Source organism: Allobosea sp. 05T422_2 (assembly GCF_056396265.1).
The window spans coordinates 1-23,685 of record NZ_JBFTLD010000082.1; the positions used below are offsets into that span (position 1 = coordinate 1).

General features: G+C 64.6%; 26 protein-coding genes and 1 pseudogene. 15 read left to right on the forward strand and 12 right to left on the reverse strand.

The genetic code is table 11. The annotated features are described in order from the left end of the window. The coding region (locus AC1DJT_RS16020; protein ID WP_476834411.1) for a transporter substrate-binding protein at positions 1-656 on the reverse strand (656 nt) is incomplete at its 3' end. 635 nt (positions 657-1,291) lie between these two features. Between AC1DJT_RS16020 and rnr the strand changes: the two genes are divergently transcribed. From rnr to rpmG, 4 genes are all read left to right on the forward strand, one after another. Then, the gene (gene rnr, locus AC1DJT_RS16025) at positions 1,292-3,598 is read left to right on the forward strand and encodes a ribonuclease R (protein ID WP_476834412.1); all 2,307 of its coding nucleotides are present in this window, start codon (positions 1,292-1,294) and stop codon (positions 3,596-3,598) included. Then, the gene (locus AC1DJT_RS16030) at positions 3,595-4,044 is read left to right on the forward strand and encodes a DUF983 domain-containing protein (protein ID WP_476768367.1); all 450 of its coding nucleotides are present in this window, start codon (positions 3,595-3,597) and stop codon (positions 4,042-4,044) included. The genes rnr and AC1DJT_RS16030 overlap by 4 nt, the downstream gene beginning before the upstream one ends. Then, entirely contained in the window at positions 4,041-4,775 is a 735-nt protein-coding gene (locus AC1DJT_RS16035) for an NUDIX hydrolase (protein WP_441489678.1), read from the forward strand. The genes AC1DJT_RS16030 and AC1DJT_RS16035 overlap by 4 nt, the downstream gene beginning before the upstream one ends. A gap of 160 nt (positions 4,776-4,935) precedes the next feature. Further along, positions 4,936-5,103, forward strand: coding sequence for a 50S ribosomal protein L33 (gene rpmG / locus AC1DJT_RS16040; protein ID WP_038367996.1), 168 nt, complete (start codon positions 4,936-4,938; stop codon positions 5,101-5,103). An 85-nt stretch (positions 5,104-5,188) separates the two neighbouring features. On the opposite strand, the gene AC1DJT_RS16045 is transcribed toward rpmG, so the two are convergent. Beyond that, positions 5,189-5,515, reverse strand: a complete 327-nt coding sequence (locus AC1DJT_RS16045) for a hypothetical protein (protein ID WP_441506000.1) — start codon at positions 5,513-5,515, stop codon at positions 5,189-5,191. 271 nt (positions 5,516-5,786) lie between these two features. Here AC1DJT_RS16045 and AC1DJT_RS16050 point away from each other — a divergent pair, with 271 nt between their 5' ends. Further along, positions 5,787-5,987 carry a hypothetical protein gene (locus AC1DJT_RS16050; protein WP_441489677.1) on the forward strand — a complete coding sequence of 67 codons (201 nt, stop codon included), beginning with the start codon at positions 5,787-5,789 and terminating at the stop codon, positions 5,985-5,987. A gap of 256 nt (positions 5,988-6,243) precedes the next feature. Here AC1DJT_RS16050 and AC1DJT_RS16055 read toward each other — a convergent pair whose 3' ends face one another. Both AC1DJT_RS16055 and AC1DJT_RS16060 read right to left on the reverse strand, forming a co-directional pair. Further along, the gene (locus AC1DJT_RS16055; protein ID WP_476768368.1) at positions 6,244-7,620 is read right to left on the reverse strand and encodes a PleD family two-component system response regulator; all 1,377 of its coding nucleotides are present in this window, start codon (positions 7,618-7,620) and stop codon (positions 6,244-6,246) included. Between the two features lie 17 nt (positions 7,621-7,637). Further along, complete coding sequence (locus AC1DJT_RS16060; protein ID WP_043232944.1) at positions 7,638-8,009, reverse strand: response regulator; 372 nt, start codon at positions 8,007-8,009, stop codon at positions 7,638-7,640. A 134-nt stretch (positions 8,010-8,143) separates the two neighbouring features. Here AC1DJT_RS16060 and AC1DJT_RS16065 point away from each other — a divergent pair, with 134 nt between their 5' ends. Further along, on the forward strand, positions 8,144-8,434 hold the full coding sequence (locus AC1DJT_RS16065) for a DUF3572 domain-containing protein (protein ID WP_476768369.1): 291 nt from the start codon (positions 8,144-8,146) through the stop codon (positions 8,432-8,434). After that, complete coding sequence (locus AC1DJT_RS16070; protein WP_476768370.1) at positions 8,431-9,795, forward strand: DNA polymerase IV; 1,365 nt, start codon at positions 8,431-8,433, stop codon at positions 9,793-9,795. Before AC1DJT_RS16065 ends, AC1DJT_RS16070 begins: the two co-directional genes overlap by 4 nt. On the opposite strand, the gene AC1DJT_RS16075 is transcribed toward AC1DJT_RS16070, so the two are convergent. Next, positions 9,752-10,600 carry a cell envelope integrity EipB family protein gene (locus tag AC1DJT_RS16075; protein WP_476834413.1) on the reverse strand — a complete coding sequence of 283 codons (849 nt, stop codon included), beginning with the start codon at positions 10,598-10,600 and terminating at the stop codon, positions 9,752-9,754. The two genes, AC1DJT_RS16070 and AC1DJT_RS16075, sit on opposite strands and share 44 nt — an antisense overlap. A gap of 240 nt (positions 10,601-10,840) precedes the next feature. Here AC1DJT_RS16075 and AC1DJT_RS16080 point away from each other — a divergent pair, with 240 nt between their 5' ends. From AC1DJT_RS16080 to AC1DJT_RS16110, 7 genes are all read left to right on the forward strand, one after another. After that, positions 10,841-11,314, forward strand: coding sequence for a RidA family protein (locus AC1DJT_RS16080; protein ID WP_069880227.1), 474 nt, complete (start codon positions 10,841-10,843; stop codon positions 11,312-11,314). Beyond that, entirely contained in the window at positions 11,314-12,072 is a 759-nt protein-coding gene (locus AC1DJT_RS16085) for a glycerophosphodiester phosphodiesterase family protein (protein ID WP_476768372.1), read from the forward strand. The genes AC1DJT_RS16080 and AC1DJT_RS16085 overlap by 1 nt, the downstream gene beginning before the upstream one ends. Then, positions 12,069-13,328, forward strand: coding sequence for a GNAT family N-acetyltransferase (locus AC1DJT_RS16090; RefSeq protein ID WP_476834414.1), 1,260 nt, complete (start codon positions 12,069-12,071; stop codon positions 13,326-13,328). Before AC1DJT_RS16085 ends, AC1DJT_RS16090 begins: the two co-directional genes overlap by 4 nt. Beyond that, on the forward strand, positions 13,318-14,121 hold the full coding sequence (locus AC1DJT_RS16095) for a hypothetical protein (RefSeq protein ID WP_476834415.1): 804 nt from the start codon (positions 13,318-13,320) through the stop codon (positions 14,119-14,121). Before AC1DJT_RS16090 ends, AC1DJT_RS16095 begins: the two co-directional genes overlap by 11 nt. A 33-nt stretch (positions 14,122-14,154) precedes the next feature. Next, a complete protein-coding gene (locus tag AC1DJT_RS16100) occupies positions 14,155-14,583 on the forward strand; it encodes an HIT family protein (protein ID WP_476834416.1) in 429 nt (142 codons plus the stop codon). A gap of 63 nt (positions 14,584-14,646) precedes the next feature. Then, on the forward strand, positions 14,647-15,111 hold the full coding sequence (locus tag AC1DJT_RS16105) for a carboxymuconolactone decarboxylase family protein (RefSeq protein WP_476768376.1): 465 nt from the start codon (positions 14,647-14,649) through the stop codon (positions 15,109-15,111). Positions 15,112-15,192: 81 nt separating this feature from the next. Then, positions 15,193-16,074: a sigma-70 family RNA polymerase sigma factor gene (locus tag AC1DJT_RS16110; RefSeq protein ID WP_476834417.1), complete on the forward strand. Its 882-nt coding sequence runs from the start codon at positions 15,193-15,195 to the stop codon at positions 16,072-16,074. An 8-nt stretch (positions 16,075-16,082) separates the two neighbouring features. Here AC1DJT_RS16110 and AC1DJT_RS16115 read toward each other — a convergent pair whose 3' ends face one another. The 7 genes from AC1DJT_RS16115 to AC1DJT_RS16145 all read right to left on the reverse strand — a co-directional run bounded on the left by AC1DJT_RS16115 (position 16,083) and on the right by AC1DJT_RS16145 (position 22,496). Further along, on the reverse strand, positions 16,083-16,448 hold the full coding sequence (locus AC1DJT_RS16115; RefSeq protein ID WP_476768378.1) for an AzlD domain-containing protein: 366 nt from the start codon (positions 16,446-16,448) through the stop codon (positions 16,083-16,085). Further along, positions 16,445-17,170: an AzlC family ABC transporter permease gene (locus AC1DJT_RS16120; protein ID WP_476834418.1), complete on the reverse strand. Its 726-nt coding sequence runs from the start codon at positions 17,168-17,170 to the stop codon at positions 16,445-16,447. Before AC1DJT_RS16120 ends, AC1DJT_RS16115 begins: the two co-directional genes overlap by 4 nt. Before the next feature lie 155 nt (positions 17,171-17,325). Then, positions 17,326-17,595: a hypothetical protein gene (locus AC1DJT_RS16125; RefSeq protein ID WP_441489663.1), complete on the reverse strand. Its 270-nt coding sequence runs from the start codon at positions 17,593-17,595 to the stop codon at positions 17,326-17,328. A 4-nt stretch (positions 17,596-17,599) separates the two neighbouring features. Next, a complete protein-coding gene (clpA, locus tag AC1DJT_RS16130) occupies positions 17,600-20,125 on the reverse strand; it encodes an ATP-dependent Clp protease ATP-binding subunit ClpA (RefSeq protein WP_476834419.1) in 2,526 nt (841 codons plus the stop codon). A gap of 45 nt (positions 20,126-20,170) precedes the next feature. Beyond that, the gene (clpS, locus tag AC1DJT_RS16135; RefSeq protein ID WP_043233033.1) at positions 20,171-20,515 is read right to left on the reverse strand and encodes an ATP-dependent Clp protease adapter ClpS; all 345 of its coding nucleotides are present in this window, start codon (positions 20,513-20,515) and stop codon (positions 20,171-20,173) included. A gap of 414 nt (positions 20,516-20,929) precedes the next feature. Next, positions 20,930-21,241: a DUF6506 family protein gene (locus AC1DJT_RS16140; protein WP_441489661.1), complete on the reverse strand. Its 312-nt coding sequence runs from the start codon at positions 21,239-21,241 to the stop codon at positions 20,930-20,932. Positions 21,242-21,377: 136 nt separating this feature from the next. Then, positions 21,378-22,496 (reverse strand): PAS domain-containing protein, encoded by a 1,119-nt coding sequence (locus tag AC1DJT_RS16145; protein ID WP_476834420.1) that lies wholly within the window; start codon positions 22,494-22,496, stop codon positions 21,378-21,380. Between the two features lie 893 nt (positions 22,497-23,389). On the opposite strand from AC1DJT_RS16145, the pseudogene AC1DJT_RS16150 reads away from it, so the two are divergent. Then, positions 23,390-23,685 (forward strand): annotated as a pseudogene (locus AC1DJT_RS16150) (PE family protein); the annotation flags it as partial.

A 23,685-nucleotide genomic window follows, 5' to 3' on the forward strand; every position in this document is an offset into this window, starting at 1 on the left:
TTCTTGATGTCCGACACGATCGTCTGCCAGTCGGCGTGGCCGAACGGTGTGTAGTTGATCATGATGTCCTCGGCCTTGACGCCCTTGGACTTCAGATAGGCCTCGAGGATCTTGTTGGTCGTGCGCGGATAGACGTAGTCGGTGCCGGCGAGCACCCAGCGCTCGACCTTCTCTTCCTTGGCAAGGTAATCGACGGCCGGGATCGCCTGCTGGTTCGGCGCGGCGCCAGTGTAGAACACGTTGCGCTCACTCTCCTCGCCCTCGTACTGCACGGGATAGAACAGGATCGAGTTCAGCTCCTTGAAGACGGGCAGAACCGATTTGCGCGACACCGAGGTCCAGCAGCCGAAAACGGCGGCGACCTTGTCCTTGTTGATCAGCTCGCGCGCCTTCTCGGCGAAGAGCGGCCAGTTCGAGGCCGGGTCGACCACGACGGCCTCGAGCTTCTTGCCGAGCACGCCGCCCTTCTTGTTCTGCTCCTCGATGAGCATGAGCATGACGTCCTTCAACGTCGTCTCGGAGATCGCCATCGTGCCCGAGAGAGAGTGGAGGATGCCGACCTTGATGGTCTCCTGCGCGGCGACCGGCAGGAACGACCCCAGGAATGTTGCGCCCGCCAGTGCGGCGCCCAATACGACGCGACGAGTAGTATTCACGGCCTGATCTCCCGAACACTTTTGTTGGCGCGCTCCCCTCGAGCGCTGACTGGCCTTGCCGGCCTGTTCAGGAAGGTTCGCAAGCGACGTGCCAACCGGGGCAAGCACGCAAATCCGTGTCATCAGGACGAAATCGAAGACAATTTCTGCCAATCATCTCGCGCTGCACGCAACGATGCTGCAATCGCGAAGGGACTGCTCATTTTTTAGACAGAAACCGTGCCTGCCCTTTTTGCAGCCCGCACGCCCGCACAGTCGAGCCCGGAAACGCAGTGGTTTCGACGAAGGGGACAGCGTAAATTTTAGCATTTACGAAGTAAGGAGAATCGCCTTAGCCTCTCTCTTGTCGGTAACAACTGAAAGGAGGTGATCCAGTGTCTCATTGTCATCAACCGCTGGTGCAAAGCGGGCGGACCTGGACTCATTCCCTGTGGGAGTCTTGTTCCGCGTGAGTTTTCGCACCTTCAGGTCCGGTTCGCCGGGCCGCGGTTCGACAATGGAAGGGCTGCCCGAAAGGGCGGCCCTTCTCGTTTCCGGGAGCAGCCCTGCAGTCCCGGTTCTGGCGCAGCAGCTCCGGACGTGGCACAGAGGCCACGTGTTTCTTCATTCTCATTCCCATCAGACGAGTTTAGCCCGTGTCATCGCTCGCGCCTGAACCGAGCCGCGAGGCGATTCTCGACTTCATCGAGAGCGAGCGCCTTGCCGGCCGCGAAGTCGGCCGCCGCGAGATCGCCAAGGCTTTTGGCCTTTCGGKCGGAGGCAAGATCTGGCTGAAGCGCATGCTCAAGGATCTCGCCGAGGAAGGCGAACTCGGCGGCGACGGCAAGGACAGGCCGGTTCATCCGCGCGGCGCCCTGCCCCCCGTACTGCTATGCGAGATCAAGGCCCGGGATCGTGACGGCGACCTTGTTGCCGCCCCGCTCGAATGGAACGAGGCCGATGAAGGCGCTCCGCCCAGGATCCTGGTGGAACGCCCGCGCGAAATCCGCTCGCGCAAGCTCGCCTCCGCCGCTGCCGGGGTCGGCGATCAGGTTCTGCTCAAGCTCACCCGCCTCCGGGGCATGGACGGCTTCGCCTATTCCGGCCGCGTGCTCAAGATCATGGGCAAGGGCAAGGCGCAGGTGCTCGGCATCTTCCGCGCCCTGCCCGACGGCTCGGGCCGGCTGATCCCGGTCGACAAGAAGGCCCAGGGCCGCGAGGCGCTGATCCCCAAAGGGCAGACCGGCGATGCTCAGGACGGGGACCTTGTCTCGGTTTCGCTGCGGCGCGAAGGCCGCTTCGGCCCGCCGGAAGCGCGGGTGCGCGAACGGCTGGGCTCGCTGAAATCCGAGCGCGCCGTCAGCCTGATCGCAATCCATACCCACGGCATTCCCAACGAGTTCTCCCCTGCGACATTGGCGGAGGCAGAAGCCGCCCCGCACGCCAGCACAGCGGGCCGCGAGGATTGGCGCGCCCTGCCGCTGATCACCATCGATCCCGCCGACGCCAAGGACCATGACGACGCAGTCCATGCTGCGCCCGACACCGACCCGGCCAATGAAGGCGGGTATGTCGTCACGGTCGCGATTGCCGATGTCGCATCTTACGTCCGCCCGGGCTCCGCGCTCGACCGCGAGGCGCTGGAGCGGGGCAACTCGGTTTATTTCCCCGACCGCGTCGTGCCGATGCTGCCCGAGCGCATCTCCAACGATCTCTGCTCGCTGCGCGGCGGCGAGGACAGGCCGGCACTCGCCGTCCGCCTCATCCTGAAGGCCGACGGCTCGAAGAAGAGCCATAGCTTCCACCGCATCATGATGCGCTCGGCGGCGAAGCTCTCGTATCAGCAGGTTCAGGCCGCCATCGACGGCAAGCCGGACGACCTGACCGGCCMGATCCGCGAAAGCGTCCTGATGCCGCTCTGGGCGGCCTATGGCGTCGCCTCCCGCGCCCGCGATCAACGCCAGCCGCTCGACCTCGATCTGCCCGAGCGCAAGCTGATCCTCAAGCCCGACGGCTCCGTCGACCGTGTCATCGCGCCCGAGCGGCTGGCCGCGCACCGGCTGATCGAGGAGTTCATGATCCTCGCCAATGTCGCCGCCGCCGAGACATTGGAGAAGGCTGGCAGCCTGCTGATCTATCGCTGCCATGACGAGCCGTCGCTCGAGAAGATGCGGGCACTCGGCGAAGTGCTGGCCTCGGTCGGCATCAAGCTGCCGAAGGATGGCGCACTGCGCCCCGTGCTGTTCAACCGCATCCTCGCCATGATCAAGGGCTCGGAGAACGAGCTCTTCCTGAACGAGGTGATCCTGCGCACCCAGGCACAGGCCGAATATGTCGCCGAGAATTACGGACATTTCGGGCTCAACCTGCGCCGATATGCCCATTTCACCTCGCCGATCCGGCGCTATGCCGACCTCATCGTGCATCGTGGCCTGATCTCCGCCTTGAAACTCGGCGATGACGGAATGCCCAAAGCGACCACGCTCGCCGAACTCCGCGAGACCGCGACCCGGATCTCGGCCGCCGAGCGCCGCGCCATGGCGGCCGAACGCGAGACCACCGACAGGTTGATCGCCCATTTCCTTGCGGACCAGATCGGCTCGAGCTTCGACGGACGCATCGGCGGCGTGAACCGGGCCGGCCTGTTCGTGAAGCTCGACGGCACCGGAGCAGACGGTTTCATCCCGGCCTCGACGCTGGGCGGCGACTATTATCGCTACGACGAAGCGGCGCATGCTCTGACAGGTGAGCGCACAGGCGAGAGCTGGCGCCTCGGCGATCGTGTCCATGTCCGCCTCGTCGAAGCCGCCCCCGTCGCCGGCGCGCTGCGCTTCGAATTGCTCTCCGAGGGTCGGCGTGTGACATCGGGCCACTCTGGCAAAAGCGGCCCGAGGCGACCATTGTCCGGCCGAGCCAAGGGCAAGCCCCCCTTCGGCAAGGCGAAGCCGGGCAAGAGGCGATGATGTCGGTTCAGGTTCACAGTTCCATCGACCAGCCGGTCGAGCGCGACTGGCGTTTGGCGATCCGCCTCGGCCTGATGTGCCGCTGCCCCCATTGCGGCGAAGGCCGGCTGTTCCGGGGCTTCCTGAAGTCCGTCGACCGCTGCGAGGCATGTGGCGAGGCGCTGCACCACCAGCGTGCCGATGATCTGCCGCCCTATATCGTCATCACCATTGTCGGCCACGTCATCGTCGGCGGCCTGGTGCTGGTCGAGAAATATGCGGAATGGCCGATGTGGTTGCATATGGCGGTCTGGCTGCCGCTGACACTGTTCCTGTCGCTCGTGCTGATGCAACCGGTCAAGGGCGGGGTCATCGGCCTGCAATGGGCCATGCGCATGCATGGCTTCGACAACGCACCTCCCCTGCCCGAGCGCCAGCCCGGCACATCCATGGCATCCCGGCAATGAACGACAACGCCGTCATCCTGACTCAGGCAGAGCGCAGCCGGACCGCGACCAACACCCGGCCGCATGACGCTGCGACGATGTTGATCCTCGATCGGAGCGGCGCAGCCCCCCGGGTGCTGATGGGCAAACGCCACCTCGGACACAAGTTCATGCCTGGCAAATTCGTCTTCCCGGGCGGACGCGTCGACGCCGGCGATCGGCGCATGGCAGCAACCGGCGCGATTCCGCAGATCTGCGAGGACCGGTTGGCCAAGCGCACGGTGCGCCCCAGCCCGAACAAGGCCCGAGCGCTGGCCATGGCCGCCATCCGCGAGACCTTTGAGGAGACCGGCCTGCTCTTCGGCTCGGATGAGTTCGGAGTGCCCGAGAATCCCCCGGAAGGCACCTGGACCGAATTCGCCAGCCATGGCGTCTATCCCGATCTCAGCGCCGTAACCTTCGTCGCGCGTGCCGTCACACCGCCGCGGCGCCCGAAGCGCTTCGACACGCGTTTCTTCGTCGTCGACTACGATGCGCTCGGCGGCAGCGTCGAGGGCGTCACCGGCCCTGATTCCGAGCTGATCGAACTGGTCTGGGTCAATTTTGATGAAGCGAGGCAGCTCGACCTGCCGACGATTACCCAGGTCATCATCAAGGAAGTCGAGGCCAGGATAGCAGCCGGCTTCAGCCCGTATCTCCCGGTGCCCTATTTCTGGGAGAAAAACCTGAATTTCGTGCGCGAGGAACTCTGACAGGTTGCCCCTGAGGCAAACTGTTCGCTCCGTCCGGGCATTCTTTCTTGACTTCGCCACTGGCTTGCGGCATCTCCCCGGGAACGGTTTGCCGGGTTCCCCCGGCCATTTTGTTTTATGAGGGCCAGACCGCGGCCCGCCAGGCTCGAGGACGGAACCCATGGCCAAGGCCGTGACCATCAAGATCAAGCTGCTGTCGACGGCGGATACCGGCTTCTTCTACGTGACGAAGAAGAACTCCCGCACGATGACCGAAAAGATGTCGAAGAAGAAGTACGACCCGGTCGCGCGCAAGCACGTCGAGTTCAAGGAAACCAAGATCAAGTGATCCTGGTCGCCTTTTCGGCATAACCAAAGTTCAAGGAACCGCCCGTGATCCGGGCGGTTCTTTTTTGCCTACGATTCGGTCCTGTTCAGAACACCTGTCTGGGCACGAACAGGCAGAACGGCTTCTGCGACGGAGCAATCACGCTACCGGTCAGGGTTCCACCCCGCCGGCAAATATGAAAGCGGCCATCCTGGGACGCACGCGTCGCCCCCTCAGGGATGAAATAGCCGTCATAGGTCAGGTAGCCGCCGGGCACGATCCGGGGATCCGGCTCGCGCGCGTCGACATCCTGGCCCATGGGCCAGCAGTCTTGGTCGCTGCAACAATCGTATGGATACCAGCTATGTGCATGGACAAGCCCTCCGCCCGGCAGAAACGCCGCGAGGCAGAGCGCCAATGCGAGAATACGCATGGGTCGCTCCCCGTTTGAGGATCTCAGGCCAGCCTCTTCTGCCCCGGGTCCCACCGGAGTCGAATCTCCAAGAGACTATCACGAACTGGCGCGGACGGGGATGCGCATGCTGCATCGCAGCATAAACACATTCCAGCGAGCTTCACTGGCAGGAATTGCGGCTCGGGCCGCCCCGCRCCCAAGTCTTCCGCCGACCTTCGGGGCTTGCCGAATGGCTCCGCTCCCCCCATTTTCGACGCGGACAATCTCCAGTCGCGATGCGGAGTTTCGTGTGAGCAGCGGTGACAAGAAGGCGGCACGTCCCGCCAGGCCGCACGGAGCGGTGCGTGAATTCCTGAAGCTGATCGTCGAACTCGATTCCTCGCGCTTCGCGTCGAGCAGAATCAAGGCTGGGCTGATGCTGCTTGGCCTGCTCGCGGCTTTCGGCCTGTTCGGCTACGCCGTCGCGGCCGGGCTGTCGCACTATCTCTGATCGCGCGACTGGGGGGAGTGGTGGCCGGCCGGCTGCGGTTCTGATGAGGCCAGATGTCCCGCGGCCGACCGACCGAGCCCATCGGATTCCCAGGAGATGCGGCGGACCTGAGCTCCCGAGGGGCATATCGGGCAGCCCAAGGCGGGCTGCGTTGGAAATGACCCTACGCACCCGCCTTTCGATTGCAATTGAATCAGATCGATTCTCGAATCTTCATCGATKGTTAACCCTACCTGGAAAGGTTTACAGGGTTGGTTTACGCCGCACTGGCGACGATCACGCGGTTCCGGCCGCTTTCCTTGGCGCGGTAAAGCGCATCATCCGCCCGCTTCATCATCTCGGCCGGCGAGAGATCGCCGGCGCGCCGGCTGGCGACGCCGATTGAAACGGTGACGCCGATCGTCCGTGAGTTGCGCTGGATGGTGAAGGGCTCGACCTCGACCTTCTCCCGGATTCGCTCGGCCACGGCGAAGGCCGCATCCAATGTCGTATCCGGCAGTACGACGACGACCTCCTCGCCCCCCAGGCGGGCGACGAGATCGATGCCGCGCGTGCAGGCGCGCACCCGGTCCGCGAACTCGCGCAGCACCTCGTCGCCGGCGTCATGCCCCCAACTGTCGTTGACGACCTTGAAGCGGTCGACATCGAGGACGAGCATGGCAAGCGACCGGGCTCTGAGTGCCGATTCGTCGAAAAGGGTGCTGAGGCGGCTGTCGAGATAGCGCCGATTATGCAGCCCGGTGAGCTGATCCATCACCGCCATTTCCATGGAGGACTGGACACTGTCGCGCAGGCGCTCGGTGAAGCGCTTGCGACGAATCTGCGTGCGCACCCGCGCCAACAGCTCGTTACGGTCGACCGGACGCATCAGGAAATCATGTGCACCGATCTCCAGCCCGCGCAGGATGCGAGCGCGGTCCTCGGCCTCGCCGAGCAGCAGCACCGAGACGTTGCGGGTCCGCTCCAATGAGCGCAGCTGGCTGCACAGCCTGAGGCCGTCATGGTTCTGCAGGTCGAGACTGACGAGGATGGCTTCGAAATCGCCCTCGGCCGCCTTGGCGAGAGCCAGGTTCGGGTCTGCCTCGACCTCGACGCTGTGAAACGTCGACAGCGCGCTGGAGAGCCGCTCGGAAGCCGTGGGACGATCTTCGATCAGCAGGACGCGGCCGTTCAGCCCGGTCTCGGACGCCGCTGCAGCCAGCGGGTCGGCGATACCGAGACGCCGCGATGCGATTGCCCGGTGGCGCAATTCGTCGGTGACCGACTTCAGCCGCACGAGGCTGCGCACCCGGGCGAAGAGGGCGGCATCGTCGATCGGCTTGGTCAGAAAATCATCGGCTCCGGCATCGAGCCCTTTCAGCCGATCGCTCGGCTGATCGAGTGCGGTCACCATCACGACGGGGATATGGGCCGTGGTCGGGCTGTTCTTCAGCCGCCGGCAGGCCTCGAACCCGTTCAAGCCCGGCATCATGACGTCGAGCAGCACGATATCAGCCTCGCCGCGCTCGCAGATCGCCAGGGCGTCGACCCCGTTGAGGGCCGTCGTCACGTCAAAATATTCCGCCGACAGCTTGGCCTCGAGCAGCTTCACATTTGTGAGGATGTCATCGACGACCAGGACACGCGCAGACATGGAGCCGCTCCCGCCGCTCAGGCCGCGCCGGCATAGGCGCGTACCGTTTCCAGGAACTTGGCAACCGAGATCGGCTTCGAGAGATAGGCCTCGCAGCCGCCCTCCCGGATCCGCTCCTCATCTCCCTTCATTGCGAAGGCGGTCACCGCGATCACGGGAATGGATTTGAGCGTGTCGTCTTCCTTGATCCACTTCGTGACCTCCAGACCCGAGACTTCGGGAAGCTGGATATCCATCAGGATCAGATCGGGATGATGGGCGCGCGCCAGCTCGATAGCCTCTATGCCATCGGCCGTCTTCAGCGTCGCATAGCCATGCGCCTCGAGAAGATCGTTGAAGAGCTTCATGTTGAGCTCGTTGTCCTCGACGATCAGGACCGTCTTCGTCATGCCGTTCCCCTGTTTCGCCTCGGAAGGCGTCGGTCTATTCCAGGCTTTCCAAGCCGACAGCTCCGTTCGATGATCATCCTAGCACGCCAGCCGTTGACGAAACGCAAACCTGATCCTGGACCCGACAACCGACCATGCCACGCTCGATCGCTTCACCCGATGCTGAAACCCTTGCCTTGCGCGCATTGGGCTTCCTCGCTGCCGATTCCGCGCGAATCGAGCCATTTCTGGCCGCAACGGGGCTTGGGCCGGAGACATTGCGTGCAGCAGCCGGCGAGCCCGGCTTCCTGGTCGCGGTGCTCGATCACCTTCTCGGCAACGAATCGCTCCTGCTCGAATTTGTCGGAAATTTAAGCCTGAATCCGGAAATCATTGGGCAGGCGCGGGAAACCCTCGCTGGCCCGCACCATGGTGACGATGCTTGACAGAAGAGCATGACCGGCCGCGCCAGGCGCCTGCGTTCTGCCGCGATTGCCTCACTGACAATGACGGCGCGGCGGGAGCCTCACGCCGCTGTCGCGCCTGCGGCTCGCCGCGCCTGATCTGCCACCCCGAACGGGACAGCCTGAGCCTCGCTCATATCGACTGTGACGCCTTCTACGCCGCGGTCGAGAAGCGGGACGATCCGTCCCTGCTCGACAAGCCGGTGATCATCGGCGGCCGCAAGCGCGGCGTCGTCTCGACGGCCTGCTATATTGCCCGCACATACGGTGTGCGTTCCGCCATGCCGATGTTCCAGGCCTTGAAGGCCTGCCCGGAAGCAGTCGTGGTGAAGCCCAACATGGCGAAATATGTCGCTGTCGGGCGCGAGGTCAGGCAGCTGATGCGGGAACTGACCCCTCTGGTCGAACCGCTATCGATCGACGAGGCCTTCCTTGATCTCTCGGGCACCGAGCGGCTGCATCACGCCAGCCCGGCCATCACGCTGGCGCGCTTCGCCAGGCGGATCGAAAACGAGATCGGCATCACCATTTCCGTCGGCCTGTCCTACGCCAAGTTCCTGGCCAAAGTCGCCTCCGACCTCGACAAGCCGCGSGGCTTYTCSATCATCGGCCGYGGYGAAGCCGTCGCCTTTCTCGCGGACAAACCCGTCAGCCTGATCCCGGGCATCGGCAAGGCAAGCGCAGCCAAGCTGGCCGAATCCGGCTTTCGTCTGATCGGCGATTTGCGGGACGCGCCGACCGAGGCGCTGTTCCGGCTCGCCGGCAAGGACGGACCGCGGCTGAAGAACCTCGCCAATGGCATCGACGCCCGCAAGGTGACGCCGGATCACGAGACCAAGAGCGTCTCCAGCGAAACTACGCTTGATGTCGACCTCTCCCGGTTCGACGAGCTGGAACCGATTCTCTGGCGCCTGTGCGAAAAGACCTCGAAGCGCCTCAAGGCCCAGGAGCTTGCCGGGCGAACCGTCACCTTGAAGCTGAAGACGGCAGAGTTTCATTCGATCACGCGCGCGAGCCGCCTGCCCGAACCAACGCAGCTCGCCGGGCGCCTCTTTGCGGCTGGACGCGAACTGCTGAAACGCGAATGCACCGGGCAGCGCTACCGGCTGATCGGCATCGGCGCGAGCGATCTCACCGGCCCCGAGGAGGCCGACCATGGCGACCTCGCCGACGTTGCCACGCCGCGTCTCAAGGCCATGGAGGGCGCGCTCGACAAGCTCCGCGCCCGCTTCGGCGATGATGCGATCGGAAAAGGCCTGAGCCTGCGCAGCCCGGACCGACCGCCATCGGGGACCAAGTCTACTTCGCGCAATCCTGATGAGGCAGAAGATCCAGACGCGTGAGCGTGCCGCGCAACGCGAAACTGCCATAGTCCATCCGGACCGCGCCGGTGACACCATTCTCATACAGTTCGAACGAGATCGAATAGGCCGGCGTGACCTCGCCTGAACCGACCTTGTAATAGGATACGGTGACCGGCCAGCGTGTCAGTTTCTCGAATTCCGGGCGCCTCAAGGGCGCCTCGCTCGGCGGCGTTTCGATGTGCTTGCCGATGACGGAGAGCGTGTCATAGACCTCTTTGCCGCTATTGGCGCCGTCATAGAGCCGCACGCTAAAGGTGTTCCGGCCCGCTCGCGCCGCCAGGATCAGCGCTTTCATCTGCGCATTGGGGAACAACGCGTCGCCGGCCTCACGATGCGTCTCCGCCTTGGGAGCGGTCAGCTTGACCTCATAGCCGTCGGCTCCCGACTTCTTCGCAGTGCCGTCGACGACTTCGGTCGGCGCGCCACTTGCGGAACTCTCGGTCTTGAAGCGGTAGCTCTGGCCGTCCCCTGCTTCGAAGCTCGTCGTCCGGGCATCGATCGTGCGCGGCCCGCCCTCACTGGTGAGCTGGGTCACCTGCCGGAAGGAGAGTGCATAACCCTCGCAGGCATCGCCGGTGAAGTCGAAGGCGATGCGCCCGCGGGCCGCCTCGATGTTCTTGGCCGGTTTCCCATCGTCGAGCACGAGATCATAGACTGCGCGGTGCGGCACCAGGACGACGCGATCCCCTGGTTTGGCCTGCGCCGGAGCGGCCGTTGGCAATGCCATCAGCAGCAGCGTCGCAGCGCCCGCTGAGCCCAGGAGACCGAAACCGATTCTGTTCATTTGCCCGCCGCCTTGCTGCACCTGATCGATGAGTCTAGTGCAATGCGGCAATGGCGCAAACAAGGCGCGCCTCGCGGCGAGCCACGCCCATGGCACAACCCCGCTTGGCAGGTCCCGCGCTTGCGGCTTACCCGGCCATCGGCCATGTAGGAATCCTGCGTCGCCGCAGCTCTGGGCCGAAGCCCGGGCGGGCTACCGCGCAGATGATCCGACTCGACCGAGCGCCAGGAGCCTGACCCGATGAGCGAAATCGAAGCCAACCTCGCTGCACTGGGCATCACCCTGCCCGCTCCCGCCGCGCCTGTGGCGAACTATGTGCCCTATGTCATCACCGGCAACCTGCTGGTGATCTCCGGACAGATCTGCTTTGGCCTCGACGGCAAGCTCTCCGACAAGCACAAGGGCAAGCTCGGCGCCGAGATCTTCAACGAAGCCGGGCTCGAGGCCGCGCGCCTCTGCGCGATCAACGTGCTGGCGCAGGCCAAAGCCGCGCTTGGCGGCGATCTCGAGCGCATCAGACGCTGCGTCCGGCTTGGCGGATTCATCAACGCGACCCCGCATTTCTCGGCGCTTCCCGCGATCATGAACGGCGCGTCCGATCTGATGGTCCAGGTTCTCGGCGATCGCGGCCGCCATGCCCGCTCGACCGTCGGCGTCGCCGAACTGCCGGCAGATGCCGCTGTCGAGGTCGAGGCGATGTTCGAGATCGCCTGATGAGCGCGCGTCCTTCCCTCGACTGGCTGGTCGCGCGGCCGATCGCGCATCGCGGCCTGCATGACCTCGCCGCCGGCCTGATCGAGAACAGCATCTCGGCGGCAGACGCCGCCATTGCCGGCACCTTCGGCATCGAATGCGACATCCAGCTCAGCGCCGATGGCGAAGCCATGGTGTTTCACGATTTCGTGCTCGATCGGCTGACGGCTGAGACCGGCAATGTCAATGCCAGGACGGCGGATGCGCTTGCCGCGATTTCACTGAAGGGCAGCAGCGACAGGATTCCGACCCTCGACGCGTTTCTTGATCGGATCGCCGGCCGCGTGCCCCTGGTGATCGAGGTCAAGAGCCGCTTCGACGGCGATCTCGCGCTGACGCGACGCGCTGCCGAAATCGTCGCCAGGCGCTCCGGTCAGCCGATCGTCTTCAAGTCCTTCGATCCGGCGATCGTCACTGCCCTGCGCGAGCTCGCTCCGGCGATCCCGCGCGGCATCGTGGCCATGAACGAATATGCCTACTCCGACTATGACCGGCTCGACGCGCGCCAGAAGCACGCGCTCGCGAACCTGCTGCATTTCGAGGAAAGCCGCCCCGATTTCCTGTCCTGGAAGGTCGCGGATCTGCCAAGTGCCGCCCCGTTCCTCTGCAACAAGGCACTTGGCCTTCCGCTGATGAGCTGGACGGTGCGCACCCCCGAGGATCGGGAAACAGCCCGCGTTCACGCCGACCAGATGGTCTTCGAAGGGTTCCGCCCTTGAGTGCAGGTCGCGACCGCAACGACCTGCGGGTCCGGGTCGCGACCTCGTTGAAATCCGTGCCGGCGGAAGCCTGGGACGCCTGCGCCAACCCGCATGCGGCCAGCGTGCCTCCGCCTGCACGACTTGAATCAAGCTGCGAAGCAACCGATTCACTTTCTCAACGAGACACAGATAACCCCTTCGTCTCTCACGCCTTCTTGAGAGCCCTGGAAGAAAGCGGCTGCATCGGCGGCCGCTCCGGCTGGTCTCCCGCCTATCTCCTCGTCGAGGACGGCGACGACCGGCTGCTCGCGGCGGCACCGAGTTTCGTGAAGGGTCACAGCCAGGGCGAATATGTCTTCGATCATGCCTGGGCCGACGCCTATGAACGGGCCGGCGGGCATTATTATCCCAAGCTCCAGGTCGCCGCGCCTTTCACCCCCGCAACGGGTCCCCGCCTGCTCGCGGCGGACGGGCCGCGCACCKGCGAAGCACGCGCCGGCCTGATCGCCGGGCTGGAGGCCCTGCGCGACCAGACACGCTCCTCTTCGATCCACGTCACCTTCACGCAGGAGCCCGATCTCGGTGCACTGATCGAGGCGGGCTATCTCGAGCGCCACGATCTCCAGTTCCACTGGGGCAATGACGGTTTCGCGACCTATGACGATTTCCTCGCCACCCTTGCCTCGCGCAAGCGCAAGGCGCTGAAACGCGAGCGGCGTGAGGCGCTTTCGGCCGGCATCACGGTGGAGGTTCTCAGCGGCTCCGGCCTGACCGAGGCGGTCTGGGATGATTTCTTCGCCTTCTATCAGGATACCGGCTCGCGCAAATGGGGCCGGCCCTATCTGAACCGGCGCTTCTTTTCACTGGTCGGGCAAGCACTGGGCGAGCGCATCGTGCTGGTCATGGCCCGCCGCGCTGGGCGCTATATCGCAGGCGCCATCAATTTCCGCGGAGCGAACACGCTCTACGGCCGCAACTGGGGCTGCATCGAGGACCACCCCTTCCTTCATTTCGAGCTCTGCTACCACCAGGCGATCGACTACGCGATCGCACATGGGCTCGCCCGCGTCGAAGCCGGTGCCCAGGGCGAACACAAGATCGCGCGCGGCTATCGCCCCGTCATCACGCGCTCGGCCCATCACCTCGCCGATCCCGGTCTGCGCCGCGCAGTTTCGGCCTATCTCGGGACCGAGCGCGAGCATATTGCAGCCGCCTGCGAGGCGCTCACGGCGGAGAGCCCGTTCCGCAGGGATGGACGCACAGATGAAGTGTGACAGCGGCGGCGTCCATCCTGCGCGAGAGGTCACATTCTGCGACGACGCAGTGCTCGGCTACGATCGCAGCCGCACCGCCTTCGCGTCCGGGGAGCCGCTGCTGCTCGACGACGCGTATCGCCTCACCCACTTGCCGCTGGTTGCCCCGCATCACCCGGGCGTGATCGCAAATCTGCCGGGGCGCTTCTACGACATGGGACGGCACCCGTCGGTCTTCTCGCTCGTGCTGCCGGTCGACGATGCCGCGCTGCGTGCCTCGCCCGCGTTCATCGCCATGGAATCCGAGCTGAAGACCGCGCCATTCGCCGCAAAGATCGCCTGGGATATCCTGCCGAGGCGCGCCGAGCGCCTGCACGCCACCCTCTGCGGCTCGCTTGGCACGGACGTTCCGCCGTCCATCGATCCCGCTGCTCGAGCAGCGCTCGGCGATCTCGGTCGCCTCACCGTCGAACTGCGCGGCCTGTTCTCCGGAAACGTCAATCGTGGCCGGCTCTATCTGCGCGCCTATCCGGAGCAGCGCCGCGGTCAGAACGTCTTTCATGCCATTCAATCTGCGCTCGGTCGGCAGCAGACCGATCTCTACGTCGTCGGCCTCTACAATCTGACCGACGACCTTTCCCCCGCCGAGGCCGCTGCGCTTGCCGGCATCGTGGAGCGCTGGTGGCATCGGCCGCTCCTGCGTTTCGAGGCGCGCGACCTCTGGCTGCTTGGCGCGCGCGACGATCTCGTGCTGGATGCCGCAATCATCGAGACGCTGTCTCTTGACGCTGGGCGGCAGCGCACCTCACCCTGACAGCATCTTTCCTGTAGAACGGACCGGCCAACGATGACCGCCTATGATTCTGCCAATGTCTTCGCCAAGATCCTGCGCGGCGAGCTGCCCAGCCACAAGGTCTATGAGGACGACGAGACCGTCGCCATCATGGACATCATGCCCCGTGCCGACGGGCACGTCCTTGTCCTCCCCAAGGCCGCCTGCCGCAATGTGTTCGATGCGCCGCCGGACGCGCTCAAGGCAGTGGCGCTGACGACCCAGAAGCTCGCCMATGCCGTGAAGAGCGCCTGCGCAGCCGACGGCATCACCATCCAGCAGTTCAACGAGCCGGCTGGCGGCCAAGTCGTGTTCCACCTGCATGTCCATGTCATGCCGCGCTGGGACGGCGTTGCGCTTCGCCCCCATACGGGTGCGATGGAGGCGAATGAAGTGCTTGCTGCGAACGCCGAAAAAATCCGGGCCGCGCTAAAAAATATCTGAAGGCATGTCACAGGCGTTGGGCCTGCCTCGTCTTGCTTCCATCAGACACAGATGGAGAAGATCATGCCCCAACGCCTCAATGTCTTCCAGGTTGCTCCGGCCGCGGTCAACGCCGTCCTGGGAATGCAGAACTATGTCGAAGAGTGTGGGCTGGAGCACAGCCTGCTCGAACTGGTGAAGATGCGCGCATCGCAGATCAACGGCTGTGCCTATTGCCTGCACATGCACTCGGCCGATGCGCGCAAGGCCGGCGAGACCGAAGCGCGGCTCTATCTGCTGAGCGCCTGGCACGAGTCGGAACTCTACACCCCGCGCGAGCGCGCTGCCCTGCGCTGGACCGAGGCGTTGACCCGCTTATCCGAAGCCAGTGCGAGCGACGAGGCCTTCTCCGAATTGCGCGAGCATTTCAGCGAAGCCGAAGCGGTCAATCTTTCGGTCGCGATCGGAGCGATCAACACCTGGAACCGCATCAATGCCGGCTTCCGAGCCCGGCACCCGCAGGATCGCCAACGGTCCGCGGCTGCCTGAGGCCGCCTCGCGCAGGGATCCTGCGCAAGAAATCCGAGAGTCCGCTGTCGCGGGCTCTCGCTCACCTGCGAGATGGCATTCATGACCCTGCAGACCGCGTTCGAACAGCATCGGCGCTTCCTGACCCGACTTGCGTATCGAATGCTGGGCTCCGTCAGCGACGCCGAGGATATCGTCCAGGATGCCTGGCTGCGCTGGCACGAGGCCAGTCGCGACGAAATCTCGAACCCTCGCGCCTATCTCGCCCAGGTAGTGACGCGGCTCTGCCTCGATCAGATGAAATCGGCCCGCAGCCGCCGCGAATTCTATGTCGGGACCTGGCTACCGGAACCGCTCGTCGAAAGACTCGGCAGCGCCGAGGTCGCCGATGACGAGCTCGATGCCCCCATCGCCCTGATGCTGGCTCTCGAACGCCTGTCTCCATTGGAGCGGGCGGCTTTCCTTCTGCACGACATCTTCGACATGGACTTCACCGAGATTGCCGCAATGCTGGAGCGCAGCGAGGCCGCCTGCCGTCAGCTCGCCAAGCGCGCACGCGACCATGTCCGGCTCGACACGCCGCCGCGCAACAAGGTTTCCCGGGAGGAGGCCGCGCGCTTCGCCGAGGCCTTTTTCAAGGCGTCACATCAATCCGACCCGACGATGTTGCAGCGTCTGCTCGCCCAGGATGTCGTCCTGCACAGCGATGGCGGCGGCAAGGTCCAGGCCGTGTTCAAGCTGATCTTCGGCGCGGACAAGGTCGCTCGTTTCTTTGCGCGCCTCTCCCACGCACTGACCCAGCGCAACGTCTCGACGACCAGCTATGAACCTGTACTGATCAATGGCCTGCCCGGCTATGTCAGCCTGGAGAACGGCCAGACCCTGCAGGCAACGGCGCTCGACATCCGCGACKGGCTGATCCACGCCATCTACGTGGTCCGCAATCCCGACAAGCTGCGCCATCTTCAGCAGCCTGGTCCCTGAGGGACCTGTCAGGCCGCCTGGCTCAGCATCCAGCCGCCGCCGATCAGCACCGCCTCGCCGACAATGACGGCGAGAAAAACGCGCCGTCGGTCGAACAGGACGATGGCCAGCGTCGCCGCCAACGCTCCGACGCGCAAGGAGAGCGGCAAGGCCGCGAGCGCGCCTGGCGGCGCGATGATCAACTTGGCGACGACCCCGGCGAGCAACGCCGTCGCCACCGCCCTCACCCATTCCAATGCCGGCGAATCGGCGTTGATGCGCCGTGCGAAGGCGACTGCGAGCCAGCGCCAGATCTCGGTCGGCAGGGAAGCGAAGAGCAGCAGCGCGAGATAGGGCCAGAATGGGCCGTCGAGCAGCGGGATCGGCTGTGTCATGCGCGCCGCGCCCCGATGCGCTGCACGGCAAAGGCGATGYTGCCGCCGATCAGGCCGGAGACGATCAGATCGAAGCCGCTACCCATCAGACGGTCGAAGATCGGCGCCAGCGCAAGGCCAAGCCCCATCGCGATGAAGTCCCCGCGGTGGCGGATACCGGCAGCGATCGATGCGAGGAAGAAGATCGGGGTCAGGCAGAGCAGCCCGGCAGCAAGCGGAAGCGGAAGCGCTCCAACGAGGTAATAGCCTGCATAGGTGCCCGCTGCGCTCACCATCATGCAGGCATTGGCGAAGCCGAGGAAATAGGCCACGCGCTGGTGCGGCGCGATCCCCGGCAGGCGGCGCAGGCCCTCGGTCCAGGCGGTAACGGCAACGTAATGCGCGAGCAGCAGCTGCATCGCGATGCCTTGCCCCGGCCGGCGCAGCAGCGGCAGGATCGCCACCGTCATCGGCAGGAAGCGCAGCGAGGCAAAGCCGATCGCAAGCGCGATCGCGCTCCACGCAGCCCCCGCCGCGATCGATGCGAAGAAGATCACCTGCGACGGCCCGGCCCAGACCAGCATGGTCGAGAGCACAGCGACATCGACGGGATAGCCGACATCGCGCGCCAGCGAGCCGACACCGACGAGTCCAAAGCCGACAACCCAGGCCGGCAGCGACAGCGCATCGCGTATCCCGGCCAGGGCGGTGCGCTGCCAGCTCCAGTCGGCCGATACGCTCATGAGAGATTCTGCACGCCTGACGGGTCGGTCACTCGAAAAGCCGCACCGGCCYGAGATGGCCGGGCGGGCCCCGTTCTAAACGCTCGCGCGCGGGAAGCCGACATCCGGCATCGCGCGGTCACCCTTGCACAGCCTGCAAAGGCAAGGGGTGGCTCTCAGGTGCCACCCTTCATCACGATGCCGATCAGCTCGTTGCCGAAATCGATGATTTCCTTCGGCACGCCGCCAACCGACTTGATACCGAGATAGATCAGATAGCCGAAGGCCGGCACGAGGATCCAGCCAAGGATTTCCTCGAACAGCACGCGCCGCCGGCGGCGGCGCGCACGCTTCTCGAACCAGCCAAGTTTTTCCTTGGCAGGCTGTACCGGGGCTTCGCCGCTGGTCTGGAGCGCGGCAGCTTGGGTCTTGCGTCGAAAGAACACGGTCTCAGGCCTTCGTCAGCGGGACCTTCGGCACGGTACGAATGGCGCGTTGCGCCGCCTTGGGCGGCTCGGCCGGGCCACCGCCCTTGCCGTCTCCGCCCTTCGGCGCCCGGCGTGTGCCGGGCGTGCCCGGCTTCGCTGAGCCCTTCGCCTTTGCCCGCGGCGTGCGCTTCTCGGCCGCCGCCGCCACGTCCTTCTCCGGCTTGGGCTTGACCGGCCCGTCGGGGAATTCGAGCCCCAGCACCTTGATGCCGGTCTCGGACTGAACGACGACGACCTTGACCGCCCCACCACCCTTCAGGCGCCCGAACAGGACCTCGTCGGCGAGCGGTGTCTTGATCGTCTGCTGGATCAGGCGAGCCATCGGCCTCGCCCCCATCGCCTCGTCGTAACCGTTCTCGACCAGCCACTCGCGCGCTTCGTCGGTGAGCTCGATCGTGACATTGCGATCGGCGAGCTGAGCTTCGAGCTGGAGCACGAACTTGTCGACGACACGCGCCACCACCGTCTTCGGCAGATGGCTGAAGGAAATTACCGAATCCAGCCGGTTGCGGAACTCCGGCGCGAACAGGCGGTTCACCGCCTCGGTATCGTCCCCCTCGCGCTTGGCCCGCGTGAAACCATAGGCTGCGCGTGCCATGTCGGCGGCACCGGCATTGGTCGTCATGATCAGGATGACGTTCCTGAAATCGACCTGCTTGCCGTTATTGTCGGTCAGCTTGCCGTGATCCATCACCTGCAACAGGATGTTGAACAGGTCGGGATGGGCCTTCTCGATCTCGTCGAGCAGCAGCACCGAATGCGGATGCTGGTCGACCTGATCGGTCAGAAGCCCGCCCTGATCGAAGCCGACATAGCCGGGAGGTGCGCCGATCAACCGCGAAACCGTGTGGCGCTCCATATATTCCGACATGTCGAAGCGGATCAGCTCGACGCCGAGCGACGCGGCGAGCTGGCGCGCCACTTCGGTCTTGCCGACGCCCGTCGGGCCGGCAAACAGGTAGCAGCCGATAGGCTTTTCGCCATCACGCAGGCCGGCACGGGCCAGCTTGATCGAGGACGACAGCGCCTCGATCGCCTTCTCCTGGCCGTAGACCGTGCGCTTCAACGTGTTCTCGAGATTGCGCAGAACCTCGGCGTCGTCCYTGGAGACGGTCTTGGCCGGGATACGCGCCATGACCGCGACCGCAGCCTCGATCTCCTTCACGCCAATGGTCTTCTTGCGCTTGCTCTCGGTCAGCAGCATCTGCGAGGCGCCGGTCTCGTCGATCACGTCGATCGCCTTGTCSGGMAGCTTGCGGTCATGGATGTAGCGCGCCGACAGCTCCACCGCCGCCTTGATGGCGTCATTGGTGTAGCGGAGCTTGTGGAACTCCTCGAAATAGGGCTTCAGCCCCTTCAGGATCTCGATCGTGTCCGGCACCGACGGCTCGTTGACGTCGATCTTCTGGAAGCGACGCACCAGCGCCCGATCCTTCTCGAAATACTGACGGTATTCCTTGTAGGTCGTCGAGCCGATGCAGCGCAGCGTACCCGAAGCCAGCGCCGGCTTCAGCAGGTTGGAGGCATCCATCGSCCCACCCGAGGTCGCGCCAGCGCCGATCACCGTATGGATCTCGTCGATGAACATGATCGCCTTGGGATGGGCCTCGATCTCCTTGATCACCTGCTTGAGGCGCTCTTCGAAATCGCCGCGATAGCGCGTGCCGGCCAGCAGCGTGCCCATGTCGAGCGAGAACACCGTCGCGTCCTCGAGAACCTCCGGCACCTCTCCGCGGATGATCTTCAACGCGAGCCCTTCGGCGATCGCGGTCTTGCCGACGCCGGGGTCACCGACCAGCAGCGGATTGTTCTTCTGCCGGCGGCAAAGGATCTGGATGGTGCGCTGCACCTCGGCCTCGCGGCCGATCAGCGGGTCGATGCGCCCGTCACGCGCCTTGCGGTTGAGGTTGACGCAATAGGCCTCGAGCGCGCTTTCCTTCTTCTTCTTGTCCTTGTCGGCATCGTTGCCCTGGTCGGCCCGCGACTCGCGCTGCTGCTGCTCGGGCTCTTCCTCGCTGCCGCGCACCGGCCGGCTCTCGCTCGCGCCGGGGCGCTTGGCGATGCCATGGCTGATGTAATTGACCGCGTCGTAACGGGTCATGTCCTGCTCCTGCAGGAAATAGGCGGCATGGCTCTCGCGCTCGGCGAACATCGCGACCAGCACATTGGCGCCGGTCACCTCTTCGCGACCGGAGGACTGGACATGGATGACCGCGCGCTGGATCACGCGCTGGAACCCGGCTGTCGGCTTGGAATCGTCGCGGCCATCGGTGACGAGATTGCTCAGCTCGGCATCGATATAATCGACGAGATTGCGCCTCAGCATGTCGAGATCGACGCTGCAGGCGCGCATGACGGCGGCAGCGTCCTGATCATCGACCAGGGCGAGCAGCAGATGCTCCAGCGTGGCGTATTCGTGATGACGCTCATTGGCGAGCGCCAGAGCCCGGTGAAGCGCCTGTTCGAGACTGCGCGAGAAACTCGGCACTGATGCGCTCCTATTCCGCTTTCAGGAGGATGATCGAATCCAAGACTACTTCTTCTCCATCACGCATTGCAGAGGATGCATGTGCTTGCGCGCCAGGTCCATCACCAAGGTGACCTTTGTCTCGGCGACCTCGTAGGTGAAGATCCCGCATTCGCCGACGCCGTTCTGATGCACATGCATCATGATCTGGGTCGCTTCGGCGCGGTCCTTGTTGAAGAACCGCTCGAGCACATGCACCACGAATTCCATCGGGGTGTAGTCGTCGTTGAGCAGGAGCACGCGATAGAGATTGGGCTTGCGTGTCCTGGTCCGCGTCAGCACGGCGGTGCCGGCCCCTTCGCGGCCACCGCCATCGACGGGAGAACTTGGGCGTTTCGGCCGATCGGCCATTGAGAGCGGCGCGCGCAGGTCTTCGCCGTCGCCCCGAGGCCCCGCTTCCGTTCCGCTTCCCATGGTCGCCGCTGTCTTCAAAGCTATCGTCCTGACGCTTCACCGCAGATAATGCGCCGCAAGAGAATTTACAGGCCTCTCCTCCCCTTCGCCAGTCCGTTCCATGCAGGTGGGGCACAAGCATGGCGGGCACGAAGGAATTTGTGGATGACACAGGCCGAAGGCCCCGCCACCGCATGTCCATGATTGGGAACAAGCAACCAGCGTGCCGGATCAGCGGCAGGAACTCGTCTCAACGAGACCGTCACGGAGCGCCCTCCCGGCCGAGGTCCGAGGAAATTGTCCGCCTGATATCCTGATATGTTGAAACCGGGCGCGACGGGCCGGGCCGCGCCCCTGGGCGCCCCGCGGCGTTCAGCCGCCGGCCTCGAACTTGGCCTTGTAGGCAGCCGCCTGGGTCAGGGAATCGATGCCGAAGCTGACCAGGCCGACCGCGGCGCGGCCTGCGACAGCCCTGACGACCGCGGCACCCGGCTCGACGCCGAAGCCTCCGCAGAGCTCGATCAGTTCGACGCCCTCGGCGATCAGGGACAGAGCAACGTCAGGGGCCGCTTCGGGCGTCGGCACGAAGACGATCGTCAGGCGCTCCGAGGCCGTTTCCCGCACGATACGATCGATGGCAGGGTCGCTGCCGTCCATGAGGATCATCGAGGCCCAGATATTCACGGCAGGTTCTCCCGGTCATTGGGGTGCGTTGCTGCCTGTACGGTCCAGGCAGAGTTTCCAGCAGATCGCTTCTGCTCCGGCAACGAGCCGCCACAGGAGCATCGCGGCAAATTGAATGCCCTAACGGAAGGGCAAATCAATGGAAAGCACGCCTGCGCTCTGCTCCCCCGGCCTGCGTTGCCCTGGCGATCAGCTGTTCGCCGGCCCGCTCCCCGGGACAGCCCATCGGCCCGCTACGAAGCGCCCATTCGGCCAGGCCGAGGCATGCCGGCCCTTCGCCGTCATGGAAGAGGCGAATGCCATTGCGCTCGAACACGTCCCGGACCTTCCGCAGATTTTCCGACCGGACGCCCGCCGTTGAAATTTCCATGCGGCGAATGGTGGAGAAGGAAACCTGCGCTTCCCTGGCAAGCGTAGGCGCCGACCAGTTCAGGAGCGCGCGCGCCGCCCGCACCTGCGCGGCGTGCAGCGGTGCCGTCTGCCGCGGTTGCGGACGGGCGTCGTGTTCATAGGTCGTGCAGCCAATCCACTCCCGAATCTCCCCGCTGGGTCCGCGCACCGGGAGCGCTCGTCCGGTGAGGGTGACATAATCCCCTTTCACGGTCCGGACCCTGATCGTGGCCTGATATTCCTTCTCCGTCGCGACCGCAGTCTTCCAGGCTTCGAGGAAGGTCCTTCGATCATCCGGGTGAATGGCCGCCAGTTCATCCCAGTTCCTGGCTTCCGCCGGTGACTGCCCCGTGAGCTTCGACCACTCCGTCGTCTCGACCAGCTTTCCATTCGGATAGGCGCGCCAGACGTGATCACCCAGCAGGCGAGAGAGCGCCTGCCGCCACATCGTCTCGAGATCGAGCGTCGTCATGAGCTCCTGAACATCGCTGACGTCCGTAATGACGCCGAACATCGCGACAGGGCGGCCGTTTCGATCGAAATGAGCCTGCCCCTTGCTGCGCAACCATCTCAGGCTGCCATCAGGGCGAATGATCGGAAACGTCCGGTCCTGGAGCCGCTTGTCTGCCGCGAGCCCGATGGCATTGCTGAAGTCCAGCTGGTCGTCCGGATGCACCAGGGACTGATAGAGATCGATCGTTGGCACCACCGCCGCGGCGTCCAGGCCGAGGATCCTGAACAGTCCGGTCGACCAGGTGACCTCGGATGTGTCGAGATCCCAGCTCCAGGTGCCAATGCTGAACTTGTCCTCGATCACCCGGAGCCGCATGTCGGGCGAACTCAGTAGTCGCTTGGATGTTGGCATCGCTGGCTGCTTCGATGGTCGACGGGCGGTATCGGCGGCTTGCTACGTTCTGCTGTGAATAGAGCTCTCACCGAGAGGGCGGAAGAAGAATATCGGAACCTAGGAGACAAGCAGCTCTCTTCCGGATGCGATCACATTCCAACTTTCGTGACTGAGGCATGAATACGAGGGATCAATCTGATTATTTTCTCCATTCAGAGCGAGACAAAAAACACAATATGCTCACGCCACGCTCTGATTGAATATTTAATGCTCTACTTTACTGGGCTCGAACCAAAACAAGGAAATCGTCGATTCAGGTTGGAGTGTTACTGCTGAACCACGGTGAGATGCGAGGCGCGAAACAGCATGAGCAGGACGTCGCCGCGACGTGAAGCATGGTTGCGATGGCGAATTGTTGGACACTCGGGACTCCCCCCACACGGAGGGGGCTCAGCGCACAGGTCGAAGTGACGGACGGCAACCGCACGCAGCATGCCCGCTTCCGGGATGGTCGCGGCCCGACGCGCGAAGCGGATGCCGCCTGGCTGGCCGATGATGGCACCCCACTCGGCTGGCAGCCCCCCCCCACTGGCGCCGAGCAGCACCGCGGCCACCACAGAGAGTATTCGAGCTGGATTAGCGGAGCGGTCCTTGCGGGTGCCTCCCTGCGCGAAGCTGATGCGCCGCTCGCGAGAATCCGGCCTGGAAATCCGCCCCTTTGAACTGTGCCTGGAATGCAACGTTCCGCAGAGTTAATCGGCGATGAACGGTGGTTCGTTGCCTGCCTCACACCAGAGGCTATGGTGCGGACTCGGCCGGGGGGCAATTGCGTGTCATCAGCAGCGGGACTGGATGAGGTGTCGCGAGGCGTCGCGCTGCGGCGACCTTGTGTTGCGCGGTCACGTCCCGCCATGCTCGCCCTTCTCACCTTCGCACTGGCTGCGCCGGCTCTGGCCGATGGCGGAGCTGGCGGCGGAGGGGATGGCGCAGGCGGTGGCGACAATCTCACCCTTCCCGGTGACAGCGGGAACGTCGGCGGTAGCGGCGGGGGCGGCGGCGGGGGCGGCTCCGGCATAACCGGCGGCTCAGGCGGCAGAGGCAACGCCGGTATCGGCGGAATCGGAGGAGCCACCGCGGGAGCTGCGGGACAGGACGGGCAGGATTCCAACGGCGCTGGCGGTGGCGGCGGTGGCGCTCATGGCAGCGT

Excerpts from the sequence above, each read along its gene's own strand:
- AC1DJT_RS16105 (WP_476768376.1), top strand. The coding sequence starts at position 14,647 with ATGCCCCAACGCCTCAATGTCTTCCAGGTTGCTCCGGCCGCGGTCAAC.
- AC1DJT_RS16060 (WP_043232944.1), bottom strand. The coding sequence starts at position 8,009 with ATGACGAAGACGGTCCTGATCGTCGAGGACAACGAGCTCAACATGAAG.
- AC1DJT_RS16045 (WP_441506000.1), bottom strand. The coding sequence starts at position 5,515 with ATGCGTATTCTCGCATTGGCGCTCTGCCTCGCGGCGTTTCTGCCGGGC.
- clpS (WP_043233033.1), bottom strand. The coding sequence starts at position 20,515 with ATGGCCGATCGGCCGAAACGCCCAAGTTCTCCCGTCGATGGCGGTGGC.
- AC1DJT_RS16035 (WP_441489678.1), top strand. The coding sequence starts at position 4,041 with ATGAACGACAACGCCGTCATCCTGACTCAGGCAGAGCGCAGCCGGACC.
- AC1DJT_RS16055 (WP_476768368.1), bottom strand. The coding sequence starts at position 7,620 with ATGTCTGCGCGTGTCCTGGTCGTCGATGACATCCTCACAAATGTGAAG.
- AC1DJT_RS16075 (WP_476834413.1), bottom strand. The coding sequence starts at position 10,600 with ATGAACAGAATCGGTTTCGGTCTCCTGGGCTCAGCGGGCGCTGCGACG.
- AC1DJT_RS16145 (WP_476834420.1), bottom strand. The coding sequence starts at position 22,496 with ATGCCAACATCCAAGCGACTACTGAGTTCGCCCGACATGCGGCTCCGG.
- AC1DJT_RS16085 (WP_476768372.1), top strand. The coding sequence starts at position 11,314 with ATGAGCGCGCGTCCTTCCCTCGACTGGCTGGTCGCGCGGCCGATCGCG.
- rpmG (WP_038367996.1), top strand. The coding sequence starts at position 4,936 with ATGGCCAAGGCCGTGACCATCAAGATCAAGCTGCTGTCGACGGCGGAT.
- AC1DJT_RS16115 (WP_476768378.1), bottom strand. The coding sequence starts at position 16,448 with ATGACACAGCCGATCCCGCTGCTCGACGGCCCATTCTGGCCCTATCTC.
- AC1DJT_RS16095 (WP_476834415.1), top strand. The coding sequence starts at position 13,318 with ATGAAGTGTGACAGCGGCGGCGTCCATCCTGCGCGAGAGGTCACATTC.
- AC1DJT_RS16030 (WP_476768367.1), top strand. The coding sequence starts at position 3,595 with ATGATGTCGGTTCAGGTTCACAGTTCCATCGACCAGCCGGTCGAGCGC.
- AC1DJT_RS16065 (WP_476768369.1), top strand. The coding sequence starts at position 8,144 with ATGCCACGCTCGATCGCTTCACCCGATGCTGAAACCCTTGCCTTGCGC.
- AC1DJT_RS16080 (WP_069880227.1), top strand. The coding sequence starts at position 10,841 with ATGAGCGAAATCGAAGCCAACCTCGCTGCACTGGGCATCACCCTGCCC.